The sequence below is a fragment of the Vallitalea okinawensis genome, assembly GCF_002964605.1.
Classification (GTDB): domain Bacteria; phylum Bacillota; class Clostridia; order Lachnospirales; family PQDH01; genus Vallitalea_A; species Vallitalea_A okinawensis.
In genome coordinates, this window is record NZ_PQDH01000001.1 from 215,771 (window position 1) to 229,292 (window position 13,522).

General features: G+C 35.0%; 11 protein-coding genes. 1 reads left to right on the top strand and 10 read right to left on the bottom strand.

Translation table 11 applies throughout. The features are described 5' to 3' along the window. Positions 1 to 19: 19 nt before the first annotated feature. From C1Y58_RS01230 to C1Y58_RS01270, 10 genes are all read right to left on the bottom strand, one after another. Positions 20 to 2,239 carry a RelA/SpoT family protein gene (locus C1Y58_RS01230; protein ID WP_242985306.1) on the bottom strand — a complete coding sequence of 740 codons (2,220 nt, stop codon included), beginning with the start codon at positions 2,237 to 2,239 and terminating at the stop codon, positions 20 to 22. Between the two features lie 178 nt (positions 2,240 to 2,417). Beyond that, a complete protein-coding gene (locus C1Y58_RS01235; RefSeq protein WP_105614174.1) occupies positions 2,418 to 3,017 on the bottom strand; it encodes a winged helix-turn-helix domain-containing protein in 600 nt (199 codons plus the stop codon). A gap of 50 nt (positions 3,018 to 3,067) precedes the next feature. Further along, positions 3,068 to 4,348 carry an MFS transporter gene (locus C1Y58_RS01240; protein WP_105614175.1) on the bottom strand — a complete coding sequence of 427 codons (1,281 nt, stop codon included), beginning with the start codon at positions 4,346 to 4,348 and terminating at the stop codon, positions 3,068 to 3,070. Between the two features lie 321 nt (positions 4,349 to 4,669). Continuing rightward, complete coding sequence (locus tag C1Y58_RS01245) at positions 4,670 to 5,182, bottom strand: adenine phosphoribosyltransferase (protein WP_105614176.1); 513 nt, start codon at positions 5,180 to 5,182, stop codon at positions 4,670 to 4,672. 344 nt (positions 5,183 to 5,526) lie between these two features. After that, the gene (gene recJ, locus C1Y58_RS01250; RefSeq protein ID WP_105614177.1) at positions 5,527 to 7,527 is read right to left on the bottom strand and encodes a single-stranded-DNA-specific exonuclease RecJ; all 2,001 of its coding nucleotides are present in this window, start codon (positions 7,525 to 7,527) and stop codon (positions 5,527 to 5,529) included. A 124-nt stretch (positions 7,528 to 7,651) separates the two neighbouring features. Further along, positions 7,652 to 8,545, bottom strand: a complete 894-nt coding sequence (secF, locus tag C1Y58_RS26810) for a protein translocase subunit SecF (protein WP_242985307.1) — start codon at positions 8,543 to 8,545, stop codon at positions 7,652 to 7,654. Between the two features lie 12 nt (positions 8,546 to 8,557). Continuing rightward, the gene (gene secD / locus C1Y58_RS26815) at positions 8,558 to 9,916 is read right to left on the bottom strand and encodes a protein translocase subunit SecD (protein ID WP_242985308.1); all 1,359 of its coding nucleotides are present in this window, start codon (positions 9,914 to 9,916) and stop codon (positions 8,558 to 8,560) included. A gap of 104 nt (positions 9,917 to 10,020) precedes the next feature. Further along, the gene (scfB, locus tag C1Y58_RS01260; RefSeq protein WP_105614178.1) at positions 10,021 to 11,379 is read right to left on the bottom strand and encodes a thioether cross-link-forming SCIFF peptide maturase; all 1,359 of its coding nucleotides are present in this window, start codon (positions 11,377 to 11,379) and stop codon (positions 10,021 to 10,023) included. 312 nt (positions 11,380 to 11,691) lie between these two features. Then, entirely contained in the window at positions 11,692 to 11,835 is a 144-nt protein-coding gene (gene scfA / locus C1Y58_RS01265; RefSeq protein WP_105614179.1) for a six-cysteine ranthipeptide SCIFF, read from the bottom strand. 114 nt (positions 11,836 to 11,949) lie between these two features. Beyond that, positions 11,950 to 12,378, bottom strand: coding sequence for a TIGR04086 family membrane protein (locus C1Y58_RS01270; protein WP_105614180.1), 429 nt, complete (start codon positions 12,376 to 12,378; stop codon positions 11,950 to 11,952). Between the two features lie 283 nt (positions 12,379 to 12,661). Between C1Y58_RS01270 and C1Y58_RS01275 the strand changes: the two genes are divergently transcribed. Then, on the top strand, positions 12,662 to 13,501 hold the full coding sequence (locus C1Y58_RS01275; protein WP_105614181.1) for a PHP domain-containing protein: 840 nt from the start codon (positions 12,662 to 12,664) through the stop codon (positions 13,499 to 13,501). Positions 13,502 to 13,522: the final 21 nt, after the last annotated feature.

Below are 13,522 nucleotides of genomic sequence, written 5' to 3' on the forward strand. Positions count from 1 at the left end.
TATACTCTATCACAACTCCTTAATAGGAGGTTCTTATAATATCACGTATACCTGGTATCATATTTATCTTGTCAATGATTTTCTCAAGCTGAGCTTTACCATTGATTTCAATAGTTATATTGAAATAAGCTGAACCTTCTTTAGTGGTTCTTGCATTCAAGTATCTGACGGGTATTTTTTCGTCTTTAAGTATACTGGATATATCTATTATAATACCCTGTCTGTCATCAGAAATTACTTGAATTTCAGTTTGATACAGGCGTTTTGGCATTTCCTGTTCATCACCTAACCATTCTGCATCGATTAGTCGTTGACGATCCTCTTCAGAACAGTGGATCATATTAACACAATCAGTACGATGAATAGAAACACCTCTTCCCCTTGTGACAAATCCGATAATTTCATCACCTGGTACTGGGTTACAGCATTTAGAGAACCTAACAGCTACATCATGGATCCCACGAACTGTTATACCACTCTTAGACTTCTTAGGTGTCTGTGGTACTTTTTGATCAGTCATCTGCTCAATGACTTCTTCATCAGTAATATTCGTCTTTTGAAGTTTTTTATGTTCTTCATACAGTCGATTAACTACCTGACCTTCTTTTAGTCCTCCATGTCCAATTGCTGCATAAACTGCATCCCAATCTTTAAAACCATACTTGCGTAGTACAATATCCATCCACTCTGGCTTTAAGATGACACTTAGTTGTATCCCTTTAGACTTTGCATATTTATCGAAAAGTTCTTTACCTTTTTCTATGTTTTCCTGCTTAAACTCTTTTCTGAACCATTGATTAATTTTGTTCTTGGCTTGAGAACTCTTTACAATGCTTAACCAATCCCGACTAGGTCCTTTTGAGTTTTGAGAAGTTATAATCTCAATACGGTCCCCATTCTTAATTTTATAATCGAAAGTTACAATTTTGCCATTCACTCTAGCGCCAACCATTTTATTTCCTACTGCCGAATGTATATGGTAGGCAAAATCAATAGGTGTTGATCCTCGAGGCATATCAAAGACATCCCCCCTAGGTGTAAAGGCATAAACAGAATCATTATAGACATTTAAATCTAGTTTTAGCGCATCCATGAATTCTTTATTATCAGACATTTCTATCTGCCATTCAAGGATTTGTCTTAACCAAGATAACTTCTCTTCTTCATTTTCCTCGGCACTCTTACCAGATTTACCTTCTTTATACTTCCAATGAGCTGCGATACCATATTCAGCTGATCGATGCATTTCCAAAGTTCGAATCTGTACTTCAAAGGGTTCCCCTTCTGGTCCCATTAAAGTCGTATGAAGAGACTGATACATATTAGGTTTAGGCATAGCAATATAGTCCTTGAATCGCCCCGGAATAGGTGTATAAAGTTCATGAATGACACCTAATGCGCCATAACAATCTTTAACAGAATCCACGATAACACGGAGTGCAAATAAATCATATATTTGATCCAATGTTTTATTCTGACTAACCATTTTTTTATAAATAGAAAAGAAATGCTTAGGGCGTCCTTCAACTTTAGCTTCTATACTTACCTGTTCTAGATGTTCATTGATTTCTTTGACAATATTATCGATGAAGTTAAATCGTTCGTCTCTTTTACGATTAATCTTGTGGCTTAGATCTGAATAAGCTTCTTTATGAAGGTATTTAAGTGCTAAGTCTTCAAGTTCAACCTTAATCTTAGATATACCTAAGCGATGTGCTAGAGGAGCATAGATATCCAAGGTCTCTTTTGCCTTTTTCAATTGATTAGGCTCAGGCATATATTTCAAGGTACGTAAATTGTGCAGCCTATCAGCTAACTTAATAAGAATCACTCTGATATCTTTCGCCATGGCTAAAAACATTTTTCGATAGTTCTCAGCCTGAATCTCTTCTTTATCAGTGGTATAAGTAATTTCTGTCTGAGTCAACTTCGTTACACCATCAACCAACTCCGCGACCTCAATACCGAATATTTCAGCCACTTCATCAAAGGAGTACACTGTATCTTCTATAACATCATGTAAAATACCTGCCGTAATGGATTCTAAGTCTAATTCTAAATCAGCTAAAATATAAGCAACTTCTAGAGGATGTATAATATAAGGTTCCCCTGATTTACGAAACTGATTTTCATGCGCTTCATTAGCCAACTTGTATGCCTTTTCAACAAGTTCATAGCTATTGGCTGGATGATAAGATTCTATTTTTTCTATTAAACGATCGTATATTTGATCAACCATCATTCCACCTACTTTGGATATGAATTGTGTAGTAATTTTTAGTTTATCATTCTATTATAAGATTTTTTTTAGAAACTTTCAACTTATTCCTACTAACGACTAAAAAAAAATCCTAAATTCATAGGATTTTCTGTCTGAATACTATTATAATTTATTTTTTTAGATAAAGCAAGTTGATCTATTCCTTATCAAATTCTTCCATGTAAGCAAATAGAAGATCGCACTTTTTTTTGTTGCCTTGATTATCATCTTTTTCATATTTTTTAAATACATCCATCATATATCTATTGATTTCTTTTAATTCTTCTTCAGTTACATAAATACTTTCAAAGGATACCCCACCATTAATCTTGGTACTAGGCGGCATCTTATCAAGATTATGACGTTTTTTATAGTCTTCAGCCTTTATAATCTGGAAACCAAAGGTTTCCTTGGCAAGATCAAAGACATTACCAAATATACCCTCAATATCACTTTTACTCACAGATTTCTTAACATCATCGTCCATTTTTATAACAAAACTCTCTGCTGTGGGCAAATAATACTTTGCAATAATACCATTAATGTTTTCAGTATGATCTAAGACTAAAATGTTAACAGCTACTAATTTCTGAACATGATAATGGACTTTGGACGGTTTTTCTCCCAATGCTACCCCCATCTGCTTAACAGTCATTGGCTCATTCGCCTCTAAGACACATTTAAGTATTTTCATACGGTAGGGATCGGAGAATACTTTTACTTCTTCTAAAGTTGTAAGGTTCTTAACTCTATCCACTCTATTCACCTCTCCCTACATTATAGTCTTGTTCTTAAAATTAAGCAACATTACTCCATGACTTCTTCAGCATGCTCATTATCAAGTGATGCCTTTGGTGGCTTAACCATCCAATAATAAGCTAATGCACTTACAAACAGTCCAATGGCTGTTAAGAGTAATATACTGGAAGATGTCATAATATCATATAATGCGCCAAAGACCATCTGTCCTAATGGAGCAGCTAAAATCATAAATGTCCCTGCAACAGCACTAACTCGACCAAGGATTTCAACAGGTACAATACTTTGTATCTCTGTTTGTAGGGCTATGTTAATGAGCATAACAATACTGATAACAATTACGCCTGCTAGGATGATTAATGCTATAGGCACCCATAGTGTTACATAGCGCGACATCAATTGTGACCATAAAGTTAGTGACATACCAGCTACAATGAGAGCACTTAGACTAAACCCTATATAAGTAGCCTTATTATAACCCACCTTTTTAATAACCAATGGTGCAAACAGAGGTCCAATGAGCATCCCTAGTGCTAATAATGTATTTAGTAAACCAAATTGAATATCGTTCACCAAAAGAATATTTTTTAGTATATAAGGGATTGAAACACCAAAGAGAGGTGATAGTGCGAAATTCACAATAAATCCAAAAGTGATGAATGCTAATATTTCTCTTGTCTTAATTATAAATCTAAAACCTTCTTTAAAGTCAGCTGTAAAACTTTTAAAATTAAGGGGTGATTTTTTCTTCATCGCAGGTAATTGAATAAAGACTTCACTTAATGCAGATATAAAGAAACTCATACTATTTATTATTAGAATAACCAGCATTCCAAATACACCGTAAAGAAGACCAGCAACAACAGGTGCTCCTATGTTAGATATACTATCCAAAAACGCGTTGGCGCTATTGGCATCAGCTAAATCTTCTTTTTCTACAACAGTAGGTATTACAGTACCCATGGCTGGTGAGAAAAAGATATTGATTAATGCCATGATTAATTCAACAATGATAATCAGCCATATAGGTAATTGACCTTGAACAATATAATATGAAGCAAAGAGCATCATCACCACACCACTGAGTATATCTAATCCAACAATAATTTTTTTCTTATCAAAGCGATCAACGATTACTCCTGCAAAAGGACCGATCAGCAAACGTGGTATATAGGCGATGGCCAGCACTGAAGCAAATAGTGTTGCAGAACCAGTCGTGTTAAGTACATATAAGGATAGAACAAAACTTTGAATATATGTTCCAAAATTAGAAACGAACCTTCCCAAAACTGTCAATGCAAGATTCCTATTTCTTAATAATATTTTCATAACAACACCCCTATAAAAATAATTTGATCAAGCAAATATACCTTAACGTTCAATATATTTTGCTCGTTCAATTTTATTTTATCACTAGTAATATATTGTGTCAAGTAATATCTTTCCATTTATTCTGGGCGGAATTGATAAAACCATTGATGTAGAAAGCGCATAAGACCTACGATGGAGCAGGGAAACATGGACGGGAAGCTCCGTAGTCTAAGACATGGACATCTTTTCTGCTGGTGTAATTGTACACCTTATGCGCATAACCTATATGGATTATTATTTTTGGGCATCAAAAAAGCAGGCTTTCGCCTGCTTCAATAATTAATATTTAATGATAGAATGTACGTTATAGCCTTCTAATAACTTTCTACCGTTTAGAAACTCTAATTCAATTAAGTAGACAAATCCCACGATTTCTCCACCCATTTCCTCAATGAGCTCTACCATGGCTTTGGAAGTACCACCAGTTGCTAATAAATCATCCACGATAACAACTTTCTGTCCTGGTCGAATAGCATCGATATGCATTTCTATGGTAGCCGTTCCATACTCTAAATCATATTCTTTTTCCTTAGTTTCGAAAGGTAACTTCCCTTTTTTTCTAACTGGGATAAAACCCTTCTTTAAGTTGTATGAAACAGGTACACCAAATATAAACCCTCTTGATTCTGGTCCGATAACATAGTCAAAATCTAAATCCTTAATCTTATCTTGAATCTGATTAACAGCTTCAGTTAAGCTATCTGGGTCTTGTAGGATTGGAGTGATGTCTTTAAATACGATCCCTTCTTTTGGAAAATCATAAACATCTCTTACTACTTTACTTAAATCCATTAAAAACTCCCCTTTATCTAAAGAAATACTTATTCACAATTAATCCACTATATATTATAACATAAGATTGAAAAATTACTAGTACTTTTTTAAAGCTCACCTCAATAAGCAGTCTATGATATGCTGTTCTATTATTTTGCATACTAAAATTATCAGTTTTGATTTCAGTAAGCCTGTCCACACACAAACTTAATCCAATGTAGGCCGAAAGCATGTAAGGTGTTCTATGGAGCAGCGAACCATGGACTGTGAGCCCGGCTATCTTAGACATGGACGTCTATCTAGCCGGCGAATAGAATACCTTACAGGCTTGACTCATCACTGATCAGCTAAAGCTTTTGAATCTAAACACTCTTTTTAAGCTGCTGATAAATCTCAGATTGCTCCAAATCAACCTTCTTATTTGTAAACAATGAAAATTCAACAATAGTACCACGCATTTCATAGCTCATCAGCTCTAATTCTTTAAATATAGCTAAGCAATTCTTAATCTTATTGAGGTGAATTTGTTCACCATATTGTTGATCAATATGATCCTTTAACACTTCAATAGTAATAGTATTCCCATATATGCGCTTATAGTTCACTAAACTCTTGTAAATCATAGCGAAATCTTTTCTTTCAGGTACTTGTTCAGAATTATCTTCATAGGCATGGATATCCCTTAATAGAATCTGTGGCTTAACGACACCTTTCCATTCATTGCGATCTAACTTTCCTACAACTTTACAACTTAGATTAGCAAATAAACTGCTGCTGTACTCACCGATGCCAAAACCGATAGCATCAACGTTATTATAACCTAAAGATAGTTTTAAATGATTCCTCTCTTTTCCAATAGCCCTCGCATCATTAATTTTTGTTTCAATGCAAAACATTGGCTCTGGATTCCCCATCCCATACGGTCTTAATACATCTATTTGATTAATAAATTCTAGAGATACATCTTTTTCAGGCAAATGTGCGTCCAGTTTTAATTTAGGTACTAAAGTATCTTTCTGCATATTTTCCTCTGCAAAAGTATTTAAGCGTTTTTGCAATTCAGCAACTTTAGACACATCTAAAGACATACCAGCTGCCATTTCGTGACCACCAAATTTATCCATCAAATCATTACAGGAATAAACTGCATCAAATATACTAAATCCCTCTACGCTACGTGCAGATCCAGATGCGACACCATCTTCTACACATAATATTATGCTTGGACGATAATATTTTTCAGTAATCCTAGAGGCTACAATTCCAATAACACCATGGTGCCATTCTTCACTTGCAACTACTAGAATTTTATTTTCATCTATATTGATACTGTTTTCAATGATAGCAACTGCCTCGTCGTAAATCTGCTGCTCTAAAGCTTGTCTCTTTAAATTTTCTTCATTGAGTTCTTTAGCTATGACTAAAGCCTCTGCATCATCTGTACATGTAAATAACCTTACACCACGAGCTGCATCACCTAAACGACCTGCTGCATTAAGACGAGGAGCTACTCGAAAGCCAATAATACCACTGGAGATTTCCTGATCAGATTGATAACCAGTCACTTCTAATAAGTTCTTCAAACCAGTGTTCCATGTGTTAGGGATGGTTTGGAAAGCATGTTTCACAATAATTCTATTTTCATTAACTAATGGTACAATATCTGCAACAGTCCCAACCGCTACAATATCAAGGTATTTCCAAATAATATCCACACAGTCCATGGCTATACTTAAGGCCTGCATCAATTTGAAAGCAACACCTACACCAGCTAATTCTTTAAAAGGATAAGGACAATCTTCTTGCTTAGGATCTATGACAGACAAAGCCTTCGGTATGACTTCTTGTGGCTCATGATGGTCTGTAATAATAATGTCCACGCCTAATTCTTTACATACTTCAACCTGATCCACTGCAGTGATTCCTGTGTCCACAGTGACAATAAGATCTGTTTCCTGTTCCTTTAATTTTTCTATAGCACCAGTATTGATACCATAGCCTTCTTCTAATCGATTGGGTATGTAATAGTCCACATTGAATCCACATTCTCCCAAGAACATGACAAGGATAGATGTGCTTGTTATGCCATCCACATCATAATCACCATATATAACTAGTTTTTCACTCTTTTCTTTTGCTTTTATGATACGGTTAACTGCCTTTTCCATACCTTTTAATAAATATGGATCGTGAAAGTTTTCAAAAGTAGGATTTAAAAACAAACTCACTTCATGATCTTCAAGTATTTTTCTATTATAAAGTAATTTAGCTGTAATCAAGGAGATATTATGCTTTTGACTTAATCCTTTAATGATAACATCATCTTGCTCTCTTTCGTTCCAAATGTACTTAGGTCCTAACATATCATCATCTTCCTAAATGTTTTAAAAATAATTTAAAGCCAGCATAAAAGCTGGCTCTATAAATATATCTTATTTAATTATAGCAAATCTTTAGGACAAAATAAACCCTAAACATATTTTGTTTTTAAGCTTTAGCTAATCTTTTTTCTTCTTTATCTTTGAATAAATGCCATACTGGACTGGCAATAAAGATTGAAGAATAAGTACCACTTAATATACCAATCATTAATGGGAATGCAAATTCTTTAATAGCTGGTACACCTAAGATATAAAGCATTGCAACCATCACAACTGTTGTCACTGATGTATTAATTGAACGAGATAACGTCTGTTTAATACTTCGATTAACTAACCCAGAGTAGTCTCCTCTACGCATAACTGCCTGGTTCTCTCTAATTCTATCAAACACAACGATGGTATCATTGATGGAGTAACCAACAATGGTCAGCATAGCTGCAATGAAAGAGTTGTTAACGGGTATGCTAAAAATAGAGTATACTGCTAAAACAATTAATACGTCATGTAATAATGCTGCAATTGCACTTACACCTGTTGTAATATCATGGAATCTAAAGGAAATATATATTAACATAACAACTGAAGCTATAACAATCGCCAATAGTGCATCTCTCTGCATTTCGCCGCTTATTGTACCTGAAATATTTGAATGACTTAGTAAGTCCCCATCTTTACCACTTTGTAGGCCATATTCTGTAGCAAGAGCATTAAATACTTCTGTTCTTTCGTCTGTAGATAATTCCTTCGTCTTAATAATAACTTCTTGTGAACCTGTAACCTTTTGTATATCAGCACCTTCTGCCTTTGAACCAAGTACATCTTCTACAACAGCACGGATATCGCCTTCTGTGAAATCTTGTCCAATTTGAACATGCATCATGGTACCACCGGCAAACTCAATGTCATAATTTAAACCGCGTACCATCATTAATCCTAAACCAATAATAATAATAGTTAAGGAGATTATAAACCAATACTTTTTATTTTCTACTATTTTCACGATCGCCACCCCCTATTTCGCACCTTGTAACAGTTCATATTTTTTCTTACTGAAACCAAACCAAGCTTTTTTATCTAAGCCTAATTCAACCAAAGCTTTTAACATGATTCTTGTTACAACCAATGCAGTAAACATGGAAACAATAATACCAACACCTAATGTCTGAGCGAAACCTTTTACTGGTCCACTACCAAAGAACCATAATACAACTGCTGCAATAAGCGTTGTAATATTTCCATCTAGAATAGCTGACATAGCTTTCTTGAACCCTGCATCAATTGATGCTCGAATACCTTTACTAGCATAAAGCTCTTCTTTAATTCTTGAGAAAATGACTACGTTAGCATCTACAGCCATACCAATGGACAAGATAATACCTGCAACCCCTGGCAAAGTTAATGTTACTTCGAATGCTGCTAAAATAATTATAACTAATGAACCATAGATAACAAGAGCTAAATCTGCTGCTAACCCAGGTACTCTGTAATAAGCAAGCATAAATAATAGAACCAAAATAAGTCCTATAGCACCAGCTCTAATACTTGTATCTAATGAATTAGCTCCTAATTTGGCTCCGACACCTTGTGACTGGATAGGAATCAAATCAAATGGTAATGCACCAGCGTTAATCAAGTTAGCTAACTCACTAGCGCTTTCCTGATTAAAACTACCACTTATAATAGCCTCACCATTTGTAATCACACCATTAACAGTTGGCATACTAACAACTTGTCCATCTAAAGTGATAGCGATAGGCATACCAATGTATTTCTCTGTTGCATCTGCAAATTTTTGCTTACCATCAGTATTTAATTCAAGGATAACATGATGTTTAGCGATTCCACTACTATCTACTGGTCCATAAGCACTAGATGCTTTCTTAACATCAGCACCTGTTAATGCAACTTCACCAACACCTTGCTCCAAAGCTAAATCAACTTGAGCTTGATTAAATTCTTCATAAGTGTTGAATTCTTGATCTTCTGGTATACTCAACTCAGCTAAGTTAATACCAATAAACTCCAATTGTGCTGTTTTACCAATATCGTCTACAGCCTTATTGGGGTCATCGACACCAGGTATCTCTACATATATACGATCGCCACCTTCGCGATAAACTTCAGCTTCTGTATAATTATTAATATCTAATCGTTTTCGAATAACAGAAACTGCAGCCGCCATCTCTTCATCTGAAGGATTGTCTATTCCTGCTTCATAGGTTATTTGAACACCACCGTTTAAATCTAATCCTAAAGGAATGCTTTCATAACCAAATTTTTTGTCTCCGCCTATTCCTATAAGAGCTAACGCAGTTGTAAGTCCGATCACAACTAGCAGAATAATAAGAATAAGTGCATTTTTTGCTTTCATCATTTTTCCCCCTTTGGTAAAATTACTCTATTGCTATTATATTCCTTAAAGAAATCGAAGTCAAATATTTCTAGGTAATTCCAATATTTAACATATCCTTCTGTTTACTCTGCCAACATCTGCTTAGCTTTCATCATAATAGCACACTCGACACGTTTCTTTTCAAGCTCACAACCTACCTTATAAGCTCTGTTGATATCGCCATAGAACTGGAATGAATTAGCGCTGCAACCACCGCTACAGTAAAACTTAGCCCAACACTCTTTGCATTCTGGTTTTGTATAAACATTAGTAGCTTTAAAGGCTTTTAATTTTCCTTCATTGGTGATTCCTTCATTCACATCACCCATTTTAAATTCATCAAGACCTACAAATTGATGGCAAGGGTATAAATCTCCCCAAGGTGTTACTGCCATGTATTCACAACCAGAACCGCAACCACTTAAGCGTTTAGCAACACATGGTCCTTGATTTAGATCGATCATGAAGTGGAAAAAGTTAAAGCCTTTCCCTTCATCACGTCTCTTTACCATTTCATCTGCTAGTTTTTCATACTGCTCAAATAATTGAGGTAAGTGCTCTTCTTTAAGGGCATATGGCATATCATCAGAGGCTACTACAGGCTCAACAGAAACTTGTTTAAATCCTAAGTCAGCCAAGTGAAGAACGTCATTGGCAAAATCTAAATTATGGCTTGTAAAAGTTCCACGTACATAATAATCCATTTGATTACGTGTTTCGGCCACTTTTTTAAATTTATCCACGATGATATCATAACTACCTTTTCCATTGCTAGATGGTCGCATCAGATCATTGATTTCTTTTCGTCCGTCGATGCTTAAAACCACATTATGCATATGTTCATTTAAGTAAGCAGTAATCTCATCATTTAATAGAATACCATTTGTCGTCATGGTAAAGCGGAAATTTTTATTATGTTCTTTTTCAAGACTTCTACCGTATTCAACGATTTCTTTAACAACACCAAAGTTCATCAACGGTTCTCCACCAAAGAAGTCTATCTCCAAGTTTCGTCGATTACCTGAATGAGCAATTAAGAAGTCAATAGCTTTTTTTCCAACTTCTGCAGACATCATGGACCGATCGCCATGATATTCACCCTCACCAGCGAAGCAATAGCGACAACTTAGATTACAGTCATGAGCAATATGTAAACATAATGCTTTAACCACTGTTTCTCTATTCTCAAAGTTTTGTAACACATTTCCATACTCATCCTCAGAAAAAAGTAGCCCTTCATCTTTAAGTGCTTTAATTTCTTCTAAAGCTTCTAGAAGTACTTCTTTGCTATGATCTTCACTGTATTCTTTGAGAAGTACTTCTTCACTTTTCTTTTCATAGTCTTGGATTAAGTCATATACCAATTCATCAACCACATGAACGGCACCTGAATAGATATCCATGACAATATTTAATTCCCCTAATTTATATTGATGAATCACTCTCGTTCTTCCTTTCTTATCACATTTGATGCTACTGATAGAGAAGCCAAATGTAAGCAAACTCCTCTTTTAATACTTCACATAGAAGGCTCCTGCGTCATCTTCTATGGATAATTTCATTCTGCGTAGCAAATATATCCAAACCAATGTAAGTTCTATACCATTGCAAAATTATAATTACCTTGCTCACATGTAAGGCTCCTATGTCGCCGTACAAGTGAAGTATTAAATGATGATTCCTTGCAAACAAAAGCCTCCTTTAATACTTCAAAATAAGCAGCGGCTATGCCACTGCTTATGGGATCATAAACGTTATTTTACGTTTTCGCAAGTTTGATTTCCTACTGTACAAGAAGTTTTACATGCTGATTGGCAAGAAGTTTGGCACTCACCACAGCCACCTTTTAGCATACTCTTCTTTAAAGTCGCTTGGTTTAAAGTTTTAATACGTTTCATTCTTTCTGTCGCCTCCTTGAAACAAATAAAATGAATACACTTATGTACTATTCATCCTGTTATTAAATAATCAATGGTATTATATCACAATACCCAGCTTCTGAAAAGTTTTTTTTACCCTTCATCCCGCTTTCCACCAAACACACCACCAAGTGCACCACTACCTAGGCATAAGAGTAACATTGATAATCCATTTGAAGTTATTGAAATACTGCCTTTGACAAGATAAGAAATTAAGAAGAATATGATGAAATAAAGTAAGCCACAAGTTCCACCCCAAAGCCAACCTGTATCTTTATATGATCCAGCTGTTTTAAGTCCTGCTACTATTACAGCAATTACTGTAACAATTATGAGCATCACATTTTGATGGGTTGGATTATTTAACATATTCGTATAGGTTAATATGAAAGCCATTAATATAAAAAAGAAGGCTGTAATCATATAACCAAAGACTAAACCTTTTGTAAGGCTTAATAAAAGCGTATTATTCTTACTTTGGGACATTTTAGGTCGTTTGATTTGGTACTTGGATTTGGCCATATTATCCCCCCTACTTATGTTCTAATACTATTCTACTAATGAAACATAATAATTATGTGTACTTTTGAAATAAGCTGTGTAGAAAGCAAGTTTTCATGATTATATAACATATCATAAAGAGAATGAATCATTGAAGGGTAATTATCATTCTTATTCCAGAATCAAGCTAAAAATAAATACTTTAATAGCTTAACGTCATATTAAAACTTGATCAGCAGTTGATAAAATTTCTGCTAAGATTATCGTTTTTATGATATGATAGTCACATAGGAGGTGTCATCTATTGACAATTGACTTACACACACATACAACAGCATCTGATGGTTCTTTTACACCAGAAGAAATTATAGAACGGGCACATCAAAATAACATAAAAGCTCTTGCCATTACTGATCATGATACTGTATCGGGTCTAGATGAAGCCATGCGAATCGGGAAGAAGTATGGCATTGAAGTTATTCCAGGTATTGAATTTTCGACTCGCTATATGAAGGAAGATGTTCATATTGTAGGTCTATATATAGATTGGCATAATGACATTCTACTAAAGGAGCTTGAAGAGGTAAAACGGGATCGTGAAACAAGAAATCAGCGCATGGTCAATCGTCTTCAAGAGTTAGGATACGCTATAAGCTTCAAAGAAGCAGAAAAATTAGCTGGCGGTGATATTTTAACCCGGGCTCATTTTGCTAAGCTCTTAGTTAACAAAGGTTACTTTGAAGATATGCCTGAAGTTTTTGACAAGGTATTAGGTACTGATGGTCAAGGCTACGTTAGACGTAAGACTTTTACTCCTGAGCAAGCCATTAGATTGATTAAAGCAGCTGGTGGGCTTGGAATTATTGCCCATCCTCTGCTCTACAAATTTGATAACGAGCAACTAGACACACTGGTTAAAAACTTAAAAATTATTGGACTAGATGGTATTGAAGCTTATTATTATTCCTTTACAGATGATGAAACGAGCTCTATAAAGTCTCTAGCAGAAAAATATGACTTACTCATATCTGGTGGCAGTGATTTCCATGGTGATAATCGTCATGGAGTTGATGTTGGAAGAGGTTACGGTAACTTGAACATTCCATATTCATTAATTGAAAAAATGAAAGAACGATTAAAGTAGTACTCAAACTAGAAAAGCTGT

Coding starts and splice junctions, on each gene's coding strand:
- secD (WP_242985308.1), bottom strand. CDS start 9,916: ATGAAAGCAAAAAATGCACTTATTCTTATTATTCTGCTAGTTGTGATC.
- C1Y58_RS01270 (WP_105614180.1), bottom strand. CDS start 12,378: ATGGCCAAATCCAAGTACCAAATCAAACGACCTAAAATGTCCCAAAGT.
- C1Y58_RS01245 (WP_105614176.1), bottom strand. CDS start 5,182: ATGGATTTAAGTAAAGTAGTAAGAGATGTTTATGATTTTCCAAAAGAA.
- C1Y58_RS01230 (WP_242985306.1), bottom strand. CDS start 2,239: ATGGTTGATCAAATATACGATCGTTTAATAGAAAAAATAGAATCTTAT.
- C1Y58_RS01240 (WP_105614175.1), bottom strand. CDS start 4,348: ATGAAAATATTATTAAGAAATAGGAATCTTGCATTGACAGTTTTGGGA.
- scfA (WP_105614179.1), bottom strand. CDS start 11,835: ATGAAACGTATTAAAACTTTAAACCAAGCGACTTTAAAGAAGAGTATG.
- recJ (WP_105614177.1), bottom strand. CDS start 7,527: ATGTTAGGACCTAAGTACATTTGGAACGAAAGAGAGCAAGATGATGTT.